The sequence below is a fragment of the Pseudomonas sp. YuFO8 genome, assembly GCF_035065025.1.
Classification (GTDB): domain Bacteria; phylum Pseudomonadota; class Gammaproteobacteria; order Pseudomonadales; family Pseudomonadaceae; genus Aquipseudomonas; species Aquipseudomonas putida_AE.
Genome location: NZ_JAXDEQ010000022.1, coordinates 38,207 through 54,286, shown reverse-complemented (window position 1 = coordinate 54,286; position 16,080 = coordinate 38,207). Strand labels below are relative to the sequence as shown.

At 61.1% G+C, this 16,080-nt stretch carries 20 protein-coding genes; 8 read left to right on the top strand and 12 right to left on the bottom strand.

All coding sequences use genetic code 11. The features are described from left to right. Positions 1-129 precede the first annotated feature (129 nt). The 4 genes from SOP95_RS19705 to SOP95_RS19690 form a co-directional block, all read right to left on the bottom strand. Positions 130-567, bottom strand: a complete 438-nt coding sequence (locus SOP95_RS19705; protein WP_323608032.1) for a DUF3995 domain-containing protein — start codon at positions 565-567, stop codon at positions 130-132. 103 nt (positions 568-670) lie between these two features. Then, the gene (locus SOP95_RS19700) at positions 671-1,684 is read right to left on the bottom strand and encodes an ABC transporter substrate-binding protein (protein ID WP_323608031.1); all 1,014 of its coding nucleotides are present in this window, start codon (positions 1,682-1,684) and stop codon (positions 671-673) included. Positions 1,685-1,802: 118 nt separating this feature from the next. After that, positions 1,803-2,006, bottom strand: coding sequence for a hypothetical protein (locus tag SOP95_RS19695; protein WP_274077446.1), 204 nt, complete (start codon positions 2,004-2,006; stop codon positions 1,803-1,805). Continuing rightward, positions 2,006-2,455 (bottom strand): hypothetical protein, encoded by a 450-nt coding sequence (locus tag SOP95_RS19690; protein ID WP_274077465.1) that lies wholly within the window; start codon positions 2,453-2,455, stop codon positions 2,006-2,008. The genes SOP95_RS19695 and SOP95_RS19690 overlap by 1 nt, the downstream gene beginning before the upstream one ends. 430 nt (positions 2,456-2,885) lie before the next feature. Here SOP95_RS19690 and SOP95_RS19685 point away from each other — a divergent pair, with 430 nt between their 5' ends. The 3 genes from SOP95_RS19685 to SOP95_RS19675 all read left to right on the top strand — a co-directional run bounded on the left by SOP95_RS19685 (position 2,886) and on the right by SOP95_RS19675 (position 3,890). Then, positions 2,886-3,125: a hypothetical protein gene (locus SOP95_RS19685; RefSeq protein ID WP_274077466.1), complete on the top strand. Its 240-nt coding sequence runs from the start codon at positions 2,886-2,888 to the stop codon at positions 3,123-3,125. A gap of 155 nt (positions 3,126-3,280) precedes the next feature. Beyond that, entirely contained in the window at positions 3,281-3,511 is a 231-nt protein-coding gene (locus tag SOP95_RS19680) for a hypothetical protein (protein ID WP_274077447.1), read from the top strand. A 139-nt stretch (positions 3,512-3,650) separates the two neighbouring features. Beyond that, positions 3,651-3,890 carry a DUF2789 domain-containing protein gene (locus SOP95_RS19675; protein WP_274077448.1) on the top strand — a complete coding sequence of 80 codons (240 nt, stop codon included), beginning with the start codon at positions 3,651-3,653 and terminating at the stop codon, positions 3,888-3,890. Between the two features lie 2 nt (positions 3,891-3,892). Here the strand turns inward: SOP95_RS19675 and SOP95_RS19670 are convergent, their stop codons facing one another. The 3 genes from SOP95_RS19670 to SOP95_RS19660 all read right to left on the bottom strand — a co-directional run bounded on the left by SOP95_RS19670 (position 3,893) and on the right by SOP95_RS19660 (position 6,482). Further along, the gene (locus SOP95_RS19670) at positions 3,893-4,102 is read right to left on the bottom strand and encodes a hypothetical protein (RefSeq protein WP_323608030.1); all 210 of its coding nucleotides are present in this window, start codon (positions 4,100-4,102) and stop codon (positions 3,893-3,895) included. 120 nt (positions 4,103-4,222) lie between these two features. Further along, positions 4,223-5,446 carry a methyl-accepting chemotaxis protein gene (locus SOP95_RS19665; RefSeq protein ID WP_414919567.1) on the bottom strand — a complete coding sequence of 408 codons (1,224 nt, stop codon included), beginning with the start codon at positions 5,444-5,446 and terminating at the stop codon, positions 4,223-4,225. Positions 5,447-6,077: 631 nt separating this feature from the next. Continuing rightward, positions 6,078-6,482 (bottom strand): TraR/DksA family transcriptional regulator, encoded by a 405-nt coding sequence (locus tag SOP95_RS19660; RefSeq protein ID WP_007935965.1) that lies wholly within the window; start codon positions 6,480-6,482, stop codon positions 6,078-6,080. Positions 6,483-6,847: 365 nt separating this feature from the next. On the opposite strand from SOP95_RS19660, the gene SOP95_RS19655 reads away from it, so the two are divergent. Further along, positions 6,848-7,462, top strand: coding sequence for a glutathione S-transferase (locus SOP95_RS19655; protein ID WP_323608028.1), 615 nt, complete (start codon positions 6,848-6,850; stop codon positions 7,460-7,462). Positions 7,463-7,733: 271 nt separating this feature from the next. Here SOP95_RS19655 and SOP95_RS19650 read toward each other — a convergent pair whose 3' ends face one another. Further along, positions 7,734-8,663, bottom strand: a complete 930-nt coding sequence (locus SOP95_RS19650; RefSeq protein ID WP_274077452.1) for a hypothetical protein — start codon at positions 8,661-8,663, stop codon at positions 7,734-7,736. 318 nt (positions 8,664-8,981) lie between these two features. Here SOP95_RS19650 and SOP95_RS19645 point away from each other — a divergent pair, with 318 nt between their 5' ends. Together SOP95_RS19645 and SOP95_RS19640 are read left to right on the top strand one after the other, a co-directional pair. Beyond that, on the top strand, positions 8,982-9,665 hold the full coding sequence (locus SOP95_RS19645) for a response regulator transcription factor (RefSeq protein WP_020796732.1): 684 nt from the start codon (positions 8,982-8,984) through the stop codon (positions 9,663-9,665). After that, positions 9,643-11,037 carry a sensor histidine kinase gene (locus SOP95_RS19640; protein ID WP_274077453.1) on the top strand — a complete coding sequence of 465 codons (1,395 nt, stop codon included), beginning with the start codon at positions 9,643-9,645 and terminating at the stop codon, positions 11,035-11,037. The genes SOP95_RS19645 and SOP95_RS19640 overlap by 23 nt, the downstream gene beginning before the upstream one ends. Positions 11,038-11,174: 137 nt before the next feature. On the opposite strand, the gene SOP95_RS19635 is transcribed toward SOP95_RS19640, so the two are convergent. Genes SOP95_RS19635 through SOP95_RS19625 form a run of 3 tightly spaced genes read right to left on the bottom strand, consistent with a single transcriptional unit; the run spans position 11,175 to position 13,428 of the window. Continuing rightward, positions 11,175-11,585, bottom strand: coding sequence for an SRPBCC family protein (locus tag SOP95_RS19635; RefSeq protein WP_323608027.1), 411 nt, complete (start codon positions 11,583-11,585; stop codon positions 11,175-11,177). 26 nt (positions 11,586-11,611) lie between these two features. After that, positions 11,612-12,409, bottom strand: a complete 798-nt coding sequence (locus SOP95_RS19630) for an SDR family NAD(P)-dependent oxidoreductase (protein ID WP_274077455.1) — start codon at positions 12,407-12,409, stop codon at positions 11,612-11,614. Positions 12,410-12,411: 2 nt separating this feature from the next. Beyond that, the gene (locus SOP95_RS19625) at positions 12,412-13,428 is read right to left on the bottom strand and encodes an aldo/keto reductase (RefSeq protein ID WP_323608026.1); all 1,017 of its coding nucleotides are present in this window, start codon (positions 13,426-13,428) and stop codon (positions 12,412-12,414) included. A gap of 117 nt (positions 13,429-13,545) precedes the next feature. Between SOP95_RS19625 and SOP95_RS19620 the strand changes: the two genes are divergently transcribed. Then, entirely contained in the window at positions 13,546-14,445 is a 900-nt protein-coding gene (locus SOP95_RS19620; RefSeq protein ID WP_274077457.1) for a LysR substrate-binding domain-containing protein, read from the top strand. Between the two features lie 161 nt (positions 14,446-14,606). Next, positions 14,607-15,527, top strand: a complete 921-nt coding sequence (locus SOP95_RS19615) for a LysR substrate-binding domain-containing protein (RefSeq protein ID WP_323608025.1) — start codon at positions 14,607-14,609, stop codon at positions 15,525-15,527. Here SOP95_RS19615 and SOP95_RS19610 read toward each other — a convergent pair. Then, entirely contained in the window at positions 15,448-16,041 is a 594-nt protein-coding gene (locus SOP95_RS19610) for a DinB family protein (RefSeq protein WP_274077459.1), read from the bottom strand. The two genes, SOP95_RS19615 and SOP95_RS19610, sit on opposite strands and share 80 nt — an antisense overlap. Between the last annotated feature and the right edge of the window lie 39 nt (positions 16,042-16,080).

Here is a 16,080-nt window from a genome sequence, read left to right as displayed (position 1 = left end):
GGTGTCAGGCTCCCCGCGTCATCGTTGACCTCCATCGCTCGGTCAACAAACAATAGGTCGTCTGTCAGGACGCTATCGCCGGCAGGCCGGCTCCCACAGTAGATCGGGCATGGCCGCGAGAAATGGGTTTCAGACCCACGCCACCGCCAACAACCCCGCCCCAAGCAAGACACACAACGGCGAGTAGACCCAGGTATCCAGCCGCGCAAACCGCGAACCCTTGACCTCCTTGAAAAACCCCACCAGCTCCGAATCACCAATGGCCCGGGCGAACAGCAACAGCGCAATGACGCTGATCACCCACTGCAACCCTCGGTGATCAACCTGCGGCAGCCACCAGCCAACCCGCAGGCACACCAACAGGGCAATGATCAGCAACGCCGCCGCCACCAGCATCGTCATCCAGCCACGGGGCTGGAAGGCCGGCTGCAACCGCGTACCGCCCTCCACCGGCACCTGCGGCACCGCCGCCACGGCGGCCCATTCACCGCCAAACGCCCAATACAGGTGTACCAGAGCGATCACCGCAATTACCGTCGCCAGCCATTGAGCCAACACGAAGGTCATGGTCTGCAATCCTTGAAAGGGATTTGAACAGACTCATCCTAGTCGGCTTTTTTGGCCCTGCACGCACTCACACCCGCGACCCGACCAACGAGGCAGCCAGCGCCTACAGAGCGGCAGAAACCTTGTCCGCCACCTCTTGCGGCAACCACGCCTTCCAGACCTCCGGATGCGCCTTCATGAACGCTTCGGCGGCCTGGCGCGGTGGCGTGTGCTTTTCACTCATCTCGGCCAAAGCCCGGTTCAACGGGTCAATGGGGAAATCGACCTTGGCGAAGAACTCGGCAATGTCCGGGTGCTGCTTCTGGAACGGCGTGGACACGCCGATGGACAGCTTCGAGGGCAGCGAGCGGGTCGGTTGCGGATTCGGGTTGTCGGCGTCGGTCAGGGTTTTCCAGGCCTGCGCATCGAAAGGCGGTTCCTCCAGCTGGATCAACTTGAAGCGACCGAGCAGCGGCGTGGGCGACCAGTAATAGAACAGCACTGGTTTGCCCCGGCGAATCGACGAGCTGATCTCCGCATCGAGCGCCGCCCCCGAGCCGCTGCGGAAGTTCACATAGCTGTCCTCGAGCCCATAGGCCTTGAGCTTCTGCTTGTTGACCACTTCCGAGGTCCAGCCGATGGGGCTGTTGAGGAAGCGGCCCTTGCTCGGTGCTTCAGGGTCCTTGAACACGTCCTTGTACTTGGGCAAGTCCGTGACACTGCGCAAGTCCGGCGCCATCGCCTTGATGCCCTTGGCCGGGTCGCCCTTGATCACGTACTCCGGCACCCACCAGCCCTCGGTGGCACCCTTGACCGTGTCGCCCAGGCTCGCGACCTTGCCTTCGGCCTCCGCCTTGACCCAGACCGGGCTGCGTCCGGCCCACTCTTCGCCGATGACCTGGATGTCATTGTTGGCCAGTGCGGTTTCCAGGGTAATGGTGGTGCCCGGCAAGGTGTCGGTCGGCAGCCCATAACCCTTCTCGACGATGATCCGCAGGATATCGGTGATCAGGCTGCCGCTTTCCCAGTTGAGGTCGGCAAAGTGGATCGGTGCGCTGGCAGCCAGCACCGGAACGGGTGACGCCAACAATCCGAACGTGGCCACGACAGCGGCCAGCAACCGGCGAATGCCTTTCATGCTTGTGCACCTCGTGCTGTTCACAGCAATAGCAGGATGGCCTGGCAGAAGACCGCGAAGCCTCTGAATACTCAGTCAACTGACTGTAGTAGAGGTTCCTGCTTTCGAGGGACGGGGATCAGTTATCGGATATTTCCTGCAGGCGGGCCAGCTCTCTCCTGACCATGCTGGCGTACGCCGCGGGTTGCAACGCGTAGATCTGCGAAGCCACCCAGTTCAGCCAGGCACCCTGCAGGACGGCCTTGTGCTCGAACAGGCGCAGGGCCTCGGCTTGCGCGCTGGCCTGGTGCTGCTGGTGGAAATCGGCGCGGGGCAGGCTCACTACTCACTGGCCTTGAACGTCACCAGTTCACCCTTGCGCCATTTCGCGGCCTTGGCGGTCACGGCCTTGAGGGTCTTGGTCAGGCCTTCCTGCAGCTGCTGGTGGGCGGCGAATACCGTCACCACGCTATGGCCTTCCTTGAACAGGATGGCGTGGCCATCGGCGGTGGTCACGAAGGCGTAGTCGCCCAGGCCGTAGACCGTCAGCTTGATGTCGCGGAACTTGATTTCCAGCTTGCCGCCTTCGCGGCTGGGCAACACCGATGCGCTGAAATGATCGCCGACCTTGAGCTTGAGCCCCGGTTTATCGTCCACCACCAGCGCGGCTTCGGTGTCGATTTCGGCAACATAAATGCCTTCGGCGCTCTGTTCGGTAAGGTAAACGAAACGTGACTGAAACTGTTTAACCAGCTTTGCGCGCAAATCGCCCAGCACGAACAAAGCATGCATATCGAGATTACTTACTGCCAAGGAAACATCCCCACATCTGAAAATGACGCCGCACGCGAAAAAAGCGCGCAGCCAAAAAAGCGGCAATGCCGAGGTGAAGCCAGATAACCCGGGTTGAGATCCTGGGATGAGCAGAGTGCTGATCCCTCTCGAGGCTTGAGCAGATTACTGGATGCCGTTCACATCGTCTCGCCCGGCGTTCGACAAAGGCTGAAGGAAAAAGCCCTCGGAACGGCCAGAAAAATACGGACTATCAACTTTAGGGAAAAAACTCTTATAAAAAAGCACTTTTCTGACATATCGCCAGGCGAAAATTGCTTTAGATAACCCTTGTCCACCCACCAGTAAGGCTGATTCTAGAGCAGCGATGCTCACCGAGACTACCCATAACGACGAACATTACGTCGGCAAACCACGAAAAGGACTTCATATGTGCACACTGACACACTTTGCCCATCCCCAGGCATCTTACTCCAACACCCCATCTTCCCTGCACCCCGCGGTGTTTCTTGCCAGCGAAGCCGATGCTGCGCCGCCACGATTCCAGGTGGTCCTGGCGGGCAACGCTTTCTTCCATATCAAGGAAACTTCCACGGGACACGTAAGAGGTTTCCGCGGCGACCATAACCAGGCCTGCGCCCTCGCCCGCGCACTTGAGTCACGTATGTGACACATTCGTCCCGTTTTCCCCTTGAAGCTTTCGTCAGGCCGGCGACTTTACTCAGCCGCCGGCCTGCAACTGCTGCCATACTGCCCGACCAATCAAACGCGCCTGCCGGTGGCGGGCGCGTTAAACAACAATATTTTTCATGGGAAGGCTGCAACGTGACGGAATTTGATATCGGCGAGTTTTTCATCAGGGGCGAAGCCAGGGAAATCGACGGCGAATTCCAGGCCGTGATCGTGATGCGCGCCAAACCGCCGCTGAAAACCGTGACCTATCATCAGGTCGAGAAAGATCGCTGGTTCAAATCCTCCGACATCGCCGCCCTCGCCGCCCAGCAATCGGCCAGGGAACTCAAGGACGCCGTCGATGCGGGCGCCTTGAAAAGCTGACAGGCGAATTTGCGGTCTATGCTCACTGCTGCGTTTGAACATCGTTTTCGAACTTACTGAAGCCCGCCTCCCTCAGATGTAACGCAGGCGCGCTTCATACCTTTCACTCGACACGACCGATGACCGCAAGGAGATCAAGATGGAATCACCGACCCACGACCTGAAAGGCCTGTTCGACCAGCTCGGCCTGGACTCCAGCCAGCGAGCCATTGACGATTTCATTGCCGACCATTCCCCCCTGCCCGACGACAAAAAACTCATCGACGCCGATTTCTGGACCCCGCAACAGGCAGGCTTCCTCAAAGAACAATTGCGTGAAGACGCCGACTGGGCGCGGGTGGTCGACGACCTGAACCTGCGCATGCATCAGGTTCACTAGCCTCAGGCACAGTGCCGGCTGCCTGCCGTTTCGGCGCGCAATTGCGCCAACCAGGCAGCCTTGCACTCTTCGGCTTCATAACGACTGGAATAGGCAGTGCCACGGCGTTCGCCATTGAGCAGCACCACCCAGCAGATGCTTTGGCCCAAAGCCCGCAGACTGGCGGGTACTCCGCTGCCGATCATGACCGCGACATCAACTTTACTGTGCATGCTGCGCCTCCAATTCCGTTAGCTACCTAACTAATACAGGTATGGTAACGACTTCACAGGCACGCAAACAATATCGACTTTGTATAGCTTCGTTACCAAAATTGTAACAATAGCCTTCCATCATCGAGGGTTTTCCGGTTTGTAGCCCAAGCGCAAACCACCCCAATGGCGGCCCTTGAGCATGATCGGCACCGACAGGTCGTGCATCAGTTCGCCGGTGTCGCGGGTGTAGGTCTGCAACAGCACCGCCTGCTGATGACTGCCACAGCGGATCCCCGTGCGGTCGGCGAATTTGCGTTTGCTGCGGTTCTGCAGGGTATCGCGCTGTACGTCGCCGGTCAGTGGCTGGCTGAACGCCTTGTTATGCGTTGGCACATAGCCCTGCTGGGTGCAGGCGATGGCGAACACCAGGCCTTCGTGGCGTGGCAGCAGTGGCTCCTGGATCCCTGGCAAGACCTGATCGGTGTAGCGATCGAAACGCGTCCGGTATTTGGTCGGGTGGGTATCGGGGATCGCCTGATAATGGCGGTCGAACAGGTCTTCGAGGCTGATCTGCCCCGCCTCGATGTCGGCCTCGAAACGCGCGGCGATCAGGCTCGCGCCTTCCCGGGCCAGGTCGTAGATCCGCTGGTGGTAGTCATCCAGGCCGACTTCGGCGAGGCGCTCGCTGATGGTCTCGGCCTGGCCTTCCATCTGCACCGCTGCCAGGGCCAGGCGCTGGGTCTGTTGGTCGCTGATGGCCAGGTCGCTGCGCATCTGCTCGATGGCGTGAAACAGGCTATCGAGTTGTTCGCGGTTGGTTTCCGCACCGCGGGCGATCTCACCGACCTGGCTTTCGACGCTGGCAGCCAGGCGGGCGATATTTTCCAGGTGCTGGCCAGTCTGTTCGACCTGCTGGACCCCGGTGTCGAGGTCGCCCGACAACTGGCGGATCTGCTCGACCACTTGCGCGGTGCGTTGCTGGATATCGGCCACCATCTCCCCGACTTCGCCGGTGGCCGTGGCAGTGCGCGCGGCAAGCCCGCGGACCTCATCGGCCACCACCGCAAAGCCTCGCCCGTGTTCTCCAGCCCGCGCCGCTTCAATCGCCGCGTTCAAGGCCAGCAGGTTGGTCTGGCTGGCGATGGACTGGATCACCAGCGTGACCCGCTGGATCTCATCGCTGCGCAGGCTCAGGGCCTCGATCAGTTCACGGCTGTTGCTGGCCCGCTGGCTGAGCTGGTGCATGCGGGCGATGGACTCGATCAATTCGGTGCGCCCTGCCACGCCGCTCTGATGTGCTTCGCTCGCGGCACTGAGCGCCTGGCGACTGAGGGTGGAGGTGGCCTGCTCGGTGGCGATCATGACTTCGGCATTGCCGACGATTTGCGCCGCCGCGCCCAGTTGCGATTGCAACTTGTCCGCCAGCTGCTTGACCGAAAAGGCCACGCCAGCGGCTGACAGGGCGTTATGACTGGTGGTGTAGGAAAGTTCGCGGGTCAGCGCCGAAAGCGCGCTGGAGGTATTGGCAGGTACCGCTTCGGGCGATGCGCGAGTACGCAGGCGCGGCAGCCAGATGATCAGCACCGCCACAGGCAGGCCCAGGTAGAGCGACCAGCCGCCCAGGGTCATGCCACACAGCAACAGCACCAGGGCGATGCTTTGCAGAGTCGGCGTCAGCCAGCGGTTTTTCGGCAAAAGCACCGGTGCAGGCACTGCCGCATCCCGAGATCCGTCTCTCGTCATATTTGTCACCCCGCAAAATATTCTAGTTGTTGTCTTCGCATTAAACGACGGCACAAGGCCATTATCCATGAGCCTTTAGTCGGGGACGTTGCAGCAGATCAATAGAAGTCAGCGGGGATTTGTGTAGACGTCAAAAAGCAAAGATCGCAGCCTGCGCCAGCTCCTACAGGGGTTCGCTGAAACCTGTAGGAGTTGCCGCAGGCTGCGATCTTTTCAAGCAGCCCACCTTTAATGGGCTACTTCACGGGAATCAGGCCTGACGCTGGTGCTTGTCGATCTGCTCGTGACGTTCTTGAGCTTCGATGCAGTACTTGGTGGTCGGGCTGATCAGCAGGCGCTTGAGGCCGATCGGCTCGCCGCTGTCATCGCACCAGCCGAAGCTGTCTTCCTTGATACGTTCCAGGGCTTGTTCCAACTGGGGCAGCATGCGCTGATCGCGATCGATCGCGTTCACCAGCCAAGTGCGCTCTTCTTCGACGGAAGCGGCGTCAGCCGGGTCGGCCGGGGTGTCCAGGCTTTCGATGGCGATGCGGTTCTGTTCGATGCGCTCGTGGGTTTCGACTTTCATGTTCTGCAACAGCTCGGAGAAAAAAGCATGTTGCTCGGCATTCATGTAGTCATCCGCCGGCATGGCCAGCAACTTGTCCTTTGTCATTGATATCTCTATAAAAAAACGTGCATTAAGGCGAATTAGGGAGCGTTGCGGCAGACCATCGAAGGTCATCGCAAAGGCGCCGTTTATACCAAGCGCCACCCGGCACTCAATTTAAGAGGGGCGGCAGTCTAAGGCCGACTTGAGGCCTCAGCAACTGAAAAGACAGCGAATTTGTCCGACAAGGCCTCGAAAATGCTCTATGACAGGCATCCAGGAGGATATCGGAGTGCGTTTATAGCAAGAAATTCAATCCCGCACAGGGATATGCGAGACAAACCGCTGAGCTGCATCCCCCCTCTGGTGCGGGTCGATCGGGCTCAGCTAAGGTTGTGGCTCGGCAAATGGTTATCTCAAGGAGCGGTTATATGAAGCTGATCGGCATGCTGGACTCACCTTACGTGCGACGCGTCGCCATTTCGGCCAAGCGCCTGGGCATCGACCTGGAGCAGCAATCGGTGTCGGTGTTCAGGACCTTCGAGCAGTTCAAGCAGATCAACCCGGTGGTCAAGGCGCCTACCCTGGTGCTCGACGATGGCGAGGTGTTGATGGATTCGACGCTGATCATCGATTACCTGGAAGCCCTGGCCGGGCCTGGCCGCAGCCTGATGCCCCAGAGTATCGAGCAACGCCTGCGTGCATTGCGCCTGATTGGCCTGGCACTCGCAGCCAGCGAAAAGTCGGTGCAGCTTTATTATGAGCGCAACCTGCGCCCGGCAGAGATCCAGTTCCAACCCTGGGTCGAACGCGTCGTGGGGCAACTGGCGGCGTCTTATTCGGCGCTGGAACGGGAGTTGGAAAAGCAGGCGCTGCCGAGTGACGGCTTGATTGGTCAGGATGGCATTACCCTCGCCGTGGCGTGGAGTTTTACCAATCTGGTAGTGCCGGATCAGGTTGATGCCGCGCAGTTTCCGCTGATTGCTGCGTTTACCGCTTATGCCGAGGGGCTTGAGGCGTTTGTTGCTACGCCGATTGATGGATGAATTTATAGCGCCTGATAAGGCCTCTTCGCGAGCAAGCCCGCTCCCACAAGGGAATGCGGTCCACTGTGGGAGCGGGTTTGCTCGCGAAGAGGCAGTTACAGCCAACATCAACGTAACTGTCGAAAATAAAAACGCCGCTCCTGCGCAAGGCAGGAGCGGCAGAGGCACAAGCCTCAGTAGATCAGTGCATGAACAGAGCGATCAGGATGATGATCGGGATAGGTACGCCGAGAAAGAACAACAATAATGAACGCATGATGATTCTCCTGGGTTAACGAATCGGTGCGGGGCTGACGTAGGTGTCGGTTTCCACATACACCACGGCATCCCGGCGACGACCGCCGAAGGTGGCCGCAAGGCTGGCGAAGAACGCACCGGCCAGCAGCGCGACGAACATCCACAAGGTGGTCCAGGCAGCGACTTTGGCGGCAGTGTCAGCAGCCTGTTGCGCAGCCAGCTTGGCGTCGGCCACGGCTTTTTGCGTACGGGCATAGACTTCGTCCACACGACGCTCCGCGTCCGCTTGCGTCAGGTTGGTCCGCTGCGCCACCAGTTGAGCCAGGTAGGTGCGGTCTTCAGGGGACAACTGGCCATCGCTCAGGGAACGTACGAAAATGCGCGTCACAGTGCCGCGGGCGGCATCATCGCTGACGGCAGCCGGACGGTCATCGCGAAACAGGCTGTCGATGTAGTAGCCGTACTGGTCGCTGTCGGTATTGGCTGCCGCGGTGCCTGCCGCCTGGGTCACGGCGTTGGCGGCGCCACCGGCGACCTGCGCCCCGGCTTGCACCCCGCCACTGACGATGCTGCTGACCGAGCCGGCCACCAGTGTCGCCGTCACCAGCGTCGCCACGCACCAGGCGAGAAAGCCGTGGGCGGTGTCGCGAAAGTAGACTTCATCGCCATGCATGTAAGCCCACTTCACCCGCAGCCGGCCTGCGATGTAGCCACCGGCCCCGGACGCAACGATTTGCGTGACGGCCAGCCAGACAATCGTCGAAATGCCCAGCCCCTTGGCGCTCATGCCTTCATTGGCCCACGGCGAAACCGCCGAGAACCCCAGGCCGAAACCGAGCAGTACCAGGATCAGCGACAACGCCGCGGCAGCCGCGGCCCCGGCGAATATCGCACCCCAGGACACGCCGGACACTGTGCTCGACTCATCCGTGGCGGGATAGAAACCCTCAGAGGATCTATTCATTGTTGTATCGCTCCAGGCAGAAAGATGGTGTTACAAGTCTCGAAAGAGCAATTGCAGTCACCGTGCCAGTCGCGTTTTTTTAATAAATCGTTGTCCGTCATATAGTTACAAAGTTTGAACTTCTACGGGCCATGCAATATGCAACGTAGGGGTCTGTTCAGCGGGTTTTATGCATTGATTTGAAAGATCAAAAGATCGCAGCCTTCGGCAGCTCCTTGGGGTGGATAGTGCTTCAAATGAACTTTTATTTAGTAAGCCTGCGATCATTTCTTGGCAAAATGGCGCACAAACGTGTGAACACTCAATCAGGCCAGCCCTATGACCCGCATCTTGACCATCGAAGACGACGCCGTGACCGCCCGGGAAATTGTCGCCGAACTGAGCAGCCACGGCCTTGACGTCGATTGGGTCGACAACGGTCGAGAGGGCCTGGAGCGTGCGGTCAGCGGCAATTACGACCTTATCACCCTCGACCGCATGCTGCCCGAGCTCGACGGCCTGGCGATCGTCACCACGTTGCGCACCATGGGCGTGGCCACGCCCATCCTGATGATCAGCGCCCTCTCCGACGTCGACGAGCGCGTGCGTGGCTTGCGTGCCGGGGGCGACGATTACCTGACCAAGCCCTTCGCCACCGATGAAATGGCCGCCCGGGTCGAAGTCCTCCTGCGCCGCCAGAACACAGTGACCGCGCAAGCCACCACGTTGCGGGTGGCGGACCTGGAACTGAACCTGATCAGCCATGAAGCCAGCCGCGACGGCCAGTTGCTGACACTGTTGCCCACCGAGTACAAGCTGCTGGAATTCCTCATGCGCAACACCGGGCAGATCCTTTCGCGGATGATGATCTTCGAAGAGGTCTGGGGTTATCACTTCGACCCCGGCACCAACCTGATCGACGTGCACATCGGCCGCCTGCGCAAAAAGATCGACCCACCTGGCAATGTCCCACTGATTCGAACCGTGCGAGGCTCGGGTTATGTCATTGCCGAACCCGTCTAAAGGCTGGCGCTCCTCCAGCAGTCGCTTGCTGGCGCTGTACAGTGCGCTGTTCGTGGTGTGGAGCGGGATCCTCATGGGGGTCATGTACTACGAGGTGTCCGCTTACCTGGACAACCTGGCCAAGCATTCGCTGATGCAACGCCAGCACCTGTTCTCGCGTTTCCAGGGCGAACAACTGGTGGACGCCCTCGCCGTCAGCATGACCTTCGACATCCGCGGCATCGACGCCTATGGCCTGTTCGACCGCCAGCATCGCTACCTCAGCGGTGCGCTGAACCATATCCCGCGCGGCTTGCCCCTCGATGGCAAGATCCACATGCTCAGCGACTGCGCCGACTCCGACGACCCGACGCTGCCCAACGACAGCTGCGACGCCGTGGCGACCCAGACCCGCGATGGTCTCTGGCTGGTGCTGGTGCGTGACAATGGCTCGCTGTTCGCCGTGACGCGGATCATTTTGCACGCGCTGTTCTGGGGGGTGACCCTGACCATCCTGCCGGGCATCGTCGGCTGGCACCTGTTGCGCCGCCGCCCGCTACGGCGGATTCGCGCGATTCAGGGCAGCGCCGAGGCGATAGTCAACGGTGACCTGACCCGACGCTTGCCGCTGTCCAATCGCCGCGACGAACTGGACATGCTCGCCGCCATCGTCAACGCCATGCTCGAACGCATCGAGCGCCTGATGCACGAGGTCAAGGGCGTGTGCGACAACATTGCCCACGACCTGCGTACTCCCCTGACCCGCCTGCGCGCGCAGCTCTATCGCATGCAACAACAGGCCGGCGAAGGCTCGGCGCAAGCGGCGCAACTGGACCTGGTGCTGGGCGAGGCGGATACGCTGATGGCGCGCTTTCGCGGCTTGCTGCGAATCTCCGAACTGGAGGATCGCCAGCGCCGTTCCGGCTTCGTGCAGCTCGACCCGGTGCCGTTGCTGCAGGAACTGCATGACTTCTACCTGCCCCTGGCGGAAGACGACGGCCTGAAATTTGAACTGCAGTTGCCGCAGTGGTTGCCACCGCTCAATGGCGACCGAGCCTTGCTGTTCGAGGCGGTGGCCAATCTGTTGAGCAACTCGATCAAGTTCACCCCGCCCGGTGGCCAGGTGATTTTGCGTGGGCTCAATGAAAACGGGCATACCCGCATCGAAGTGCTCGACTCCGGCCCGGGTATCCCGGAGGAAGAACGGGTGGCGGTGTTCCAGCGCTTTTATCGCGCCGAGGCGGGCAACCAGAAAAGCGGTTTTGGCCTGGGATTGTCGATCGTTGCGGCGATTGTCAGCCTGCACGGGTTTACGCTGGAAGTGGGTAACAGCGAACTGGGTGGCGCGCGGTTGGTGCTTGATTGTCGGCAGAGTCTGATTGCTACGACCTGACCCAAATCTCCCTGACAACCACGATCAAATGTGGGAGCGGGCTTGCTCGCGAAGAGGGAGTGTCAGACACCATTGATGTTGTTTGACACTCCGCCTTCGCGAGCAAGCCCGCTCCCACAAAGGGATATGTGGTGTTGTCAGGTTGGGTAGTTGGCCCGCAGGGCCTCGAGGCCGCCCTGATAGATCCCGGCAAACAACGCCACCACTTCCTCATTGCTCACACCCACCGGCTCGAACCGGCCGGACCAGGTCACCCGGGCCCCGCCGCCCTGAGCTTCGACCTTGATCGTCGCCAGGTACTCCGTCGCCGGAAACGGCGCCTGCTCGATCGAGTAACTGTAGGTCTTGCCCTCGTTGTCAAACGCTTGCAGCCGCTCGATCACCACAGCGCCGTCCGCCGTCTGCAGGCTACGCACCCGCCCGCCTTCGCTGAGCTCACTCTTGGGAATGAACGGCAGCCAGTCCGGCAGCGAGTTGAAGCCGCCGATCAATTGCCAGACCTGATCGGCCGAGGCCGGGATGTCGATGGTTGCTGATGCAGTTGCCATGTAAAGCTCTCTCTCAATGAATAAGGTCAGATGGCCATGCTGTCGACGACGCCGCCGTCGACTCGAAGCGCCGCGCCCGTGGTGGCCGAGGATAGCGGAGAAGCAATGTACGCCACCAGGTTCGCCACTTCCTCGACATTCGCCACGCGCTGGATGATCGACGTCGGCCGCGCCTTGCGCACAAAGTCGTCGGCCTCTTCCTGGACACTGCGACCGGACGCGGCAATCGCATCCTTGAGCATCAGCTCCACGCCATCGGTCAAGGTCGGGCCCGGCAGGATCGCATTGACCGTCACCCCGGTGCCCGCCAGCCGCTTGGCCAGGCCGTGGGACACCGCCAGGTTGGCGCTTTTGGTCACGCCATAGTTGAGCATGTCCGCGGGGATCGCGATGCCGGATTCCGAAGACAGGAAAATCACCCGCCCCCAGCCCTGCTTGACCATGTCCGGTACGTAATGCCGGGACAGGCGCACACCGGAGATCACGTTGACCTCATAGAAGCGCGTCCACTCGCTGTCGGGCGTGTCGAAGAAATCCACTGCGTTGTAGATCCCCAGGTTGTTCACCAGGATGTCTGCCTTTGGTTCGGCGGCGAACAGTTGTTCCGCGCCTTCAGCGGTACCGAGGTCGGCCGTCAGCCCGCGCAGTTGCGCATCGGGCACCTGCTGGCGAATGCTCGCCAGCGCCTGCTCGACCTTGGCCGCCTCGCGGCCGATCACCACCACCGTGGCACCGGATTCGGCCAGTGCCTTGCTGATGCCCAGGCCAATGCCGGCGGTGCTGCCGCTGACAATCGCCAGTTTTCCACTCAGATCGATTTTCATGCTCAAGCTCCAATGATCGGCAAGGGTGCGCGCTCGGACACCAGCTTCGCTTCACGCATCGCTTGCCAGAAAGCGGCGGGAATCACCGTCGACAAGGCGGCCACATCTTCAGCAATCCGCTGCGGGCGACTGGCGCCTGGAATCACCGCGGCCACGGCCGGGTTGGCCAACGAGAACTGCAACGCCGCCGCCTTGATGTCGACACCGTGGGCCGCCGCGATGCGCTTGATCTGCTCGACCTTGCTGACGATCGCCGGGCTGGCCTTCTGGTATTCAAAGTGCGCGCCACCGGCCAGGATGCCCGAGCTGTAGGGGCCGCCGACCACGATCTCGACGTTCTGCGCCAGCGCCGCGTCCATCAAACGCTGCAACGCGCGGTCATGGTCGAGAAGAGTGTAGCGACCCGCCAGCAGAAATCCGTCCGGCTGCGCTTCGCTCAGATCAAGGGTCAATTCGCACGGCTCGACCTTGTTTACCCCCAGGCCCCAGCCCTTGATCACGCCTTCTTCGCGCAAGCGGGTCAGCACCTTGAAGGCACCGGTGCGGGCCTGGTTGAAGTACTCCAGCCACTGATCGCCGTAGAAATCCTGGGCGATGTCATGCACCCAGACGATGTCCAGGCGATCGGTTCGCAGGCGCTTGAGGCTGTCTTCGATCGAACGCAGGGTCGCGTCGGCGCTGTAGTCGTTGACGATCTTGTTCGGGCGACCGTGTTCGAACACCCCGCTTTTCTCACCCAAGTCGCGTGCCGCGGCGTCTTCGACTTCATCGAGGATCACCCGGCCGACCTTGCTGCTGAGCACATAGTCGTCGCGGTTGTAGCGGGACAACGCCTCGCCCAGGCGAATTTCCGAAAGACCGGAACCGTAGAACGGCGCGGTATCGAAATAACGCACGCCGGCCTCCCAGGCGGCGTGGACGGTGGCTTGCGCTTCTTCCTCGGGAATGGCGCGGAACATGTTGCCCAATGGCGCGGTGCCGAAACCCAGGGCGCCGGGCAGTTTGTCTTTCAAGCTCATACGTGAATCCTCTTGGTGTCAGTGGTCAGTTCAAATGACCGATGAGCCAATCCTAGATTGCCGTCTTCGGACCGTCCAAGACATAATGTGCAGCACTTGAGTCCCTATAGGTCTTACATGATCGACATCCGCCAATTGCGCTACTTCGTCGCCGTCGCCGAGGAAGAACACGTCGGTCGCGCCGCCGAACGCCTGCACATTTCCCAATCGCCCCTGAGCCGGCAGATCGCCCAGCTCGAAGAGCGCCTGGGCCTGACCCTGTTCGAGCGCAGCCAGCAACGCATTCGCCTGACCCGCGACGGCCAGACCTTCCTCGCCGAAACCCGTGCCCTGCTCACCCACGCAAACCGCCTGGAATCCCTGGGTAAACGCCTGGGCCGCGGCGAAGAAGGCGGCCTGTGCATCGGCTACATCGAAAACGCCATGCACGCCGGCGTCCTGCCCAATGCCTTGCGCGTGCTGCGGGTCGATCGGCCGAACGTGCACGTCGCGCTGTACAACCAGAGTTCCGCCGAACAACTCGAAGGCCTGCGTCAGCGTAGTCTGGATATCGCCCTGGTCAGCGAACCGCCGACAGACGACGACCCCGACCTGCTGGGCTTCCAGGTGCTGGACGATCCGATGCTGCTGGCCCTGCCCGAGGACCATCCGCTGGCGCAGCAGGCCGTGCTGACCCCGGACGATCTCGCCCACCAGGAATGGATCGGCGTGCAGCACCACCAGAATGTCAGCAGCCGCGAAAACTTCGTCAGCGCCTGCATCCGCGCCGGCTTCACCCCGGATATCCGCATGGAAGCCACCGGCCCCTTCACCGCCATGGCCCTGGTGGCCTCGGGACTGGGCATCGCGATGATTCAGAAAGGCTTGAGCCGCAACGCACCGCCGGGCGTGGTGCTGCGGGAAGTGCCGTGGATTGCCCTCACCAGGCCGCTGTGGGCGGCGTGGCACCGGATCAATCTGCGGCCCTTGGTGGAGACGTTCAGGAAGGTGCTGACGGATTCAGAATCCAGCACATGACAAAATGTGGGAGCGGGCTTGCTCGCGAATGCGGTGTGTCAGACACATAAATGTCGACTGACACTCCCTCTTCGCGAGCAAGCCCGCTCCCACAGGTTGCGCGTCTTTCCTGAGGGTTTGGTGCTTTACTGAAAAGACTCCAAACCCAGCGAGCCCCCACCATGAACCGCAACGACCTGCGCCGCGTGGACATGAACCTGTTGGTGATTTTCGAAACCCTGATGTTCGAGAAGAACCTGACCCGCGCCGGGGAGAAGCTGTTCCTCGGCCAGCCCGCCGTCAGTGCGGCGCTGGCGCGGTTGCGGGATCTGTTCGACGATCCGTTGCTGGTGCGCAACGGGCGGGTGCTGGAGCCGACCCCGCGGGCCCTGGTGATTCTCAAGGAGCTGCAGCCGGCGATGGACACCATTTCCGGGGCGGTCAGCCGGGCCAAGGATTTCGATCCGTCGATCAGCCGCGATGTGTTTCGCATCGGCCTGTCCGACGATGCCGAGTTCGGCCTGTTTCCGCCGCTGCTCAAGCAGATTCGCGAGGAAGCGCAGAACGTCGTGGTGGTGGTGCGCCGGGTCAATTACCTGTTGATGTCGTCGATGCTCGGCAGCGGCGAGATTTCCGTCGGCATCAGCTACACCACGGAGTTGCCGGCCAACGCCAAGCGCAAGAAGCTGCGGGATCTGAGTGTCAAGGTGCTGCGCGGCGATGACCGGCCCGGGCCCCTCACCCTGGATGAATTCTGCGAGCGTCCCCACGCGCTGGTGTCGTTTTCCGGGGACTTGAGCGGCGCCATCGACAATGACCTGGCGCGCATCGGCCGCTCGCGCCGGGTGGTGTTGGCGGTGCCGCAGTTCTCGGGCCTGCGCGCCTTGCTGGCAGGCACCGACATGCTGGCCTCGGTGCCCGATTACGCCGCCTGTGCGCTGATCGATGGCAGCAATCAGCTGCGCGCCGACGACCCGCCGTTTGAGATCAACCTGTCCGAACTGTCCATGGTCTGGAACGGCGTCAACGATAACGATCCGGCAGAACGTTGGTTGCGCTCGCGAATAGTGGAGCACATGTCGGCGCCACTGCCGGGGCATTGAGCGAGTTGAAGTGCGGGTCGGTCTCGCGCAGGTAGACCGGCAAGTCCGTCATCGGCGGCATGGCCGGGATCTCGAAGTACATCTGGATCACCCAGCCCCGGTGATAGCTGGCGTGGTTGACCACGTGCATCAGCATCGCGCCGGCACTCATGGTGCCGCTTTCGCCGGAAACGAAAGTGAACCTGACGGGTTTGTCCAGCGAAGCATCGGTCTGCCTCGTGCTCCAGTTGCAGTACCAGCGATCTGCGTCCTGTTGCGCCAGACGCAACACCGCCAGTTCAGGGTGCACCAGGTCATGGGAGGTCTTGAAGCCGTGCCCTCGGCCTTCGAGGTGAGCCTGCCAGATGCGGTCCACCACGTAGATGTGATTGAGCGTGCCGATGATGTTCTTGAAGACCCCGGCACGTTCTTTTTCGACTTCCCCCGGCGGCAGCAACGCCAGGTTCTCGAACAGGCGCTGGTTGGCCCATTGCTTGTAATCGGCAAGCATGCGGGCAGTGCGTACGTTGATCATCAGACTTCTCCGATGGCGAAGAGCACATCTTCCAAGGAT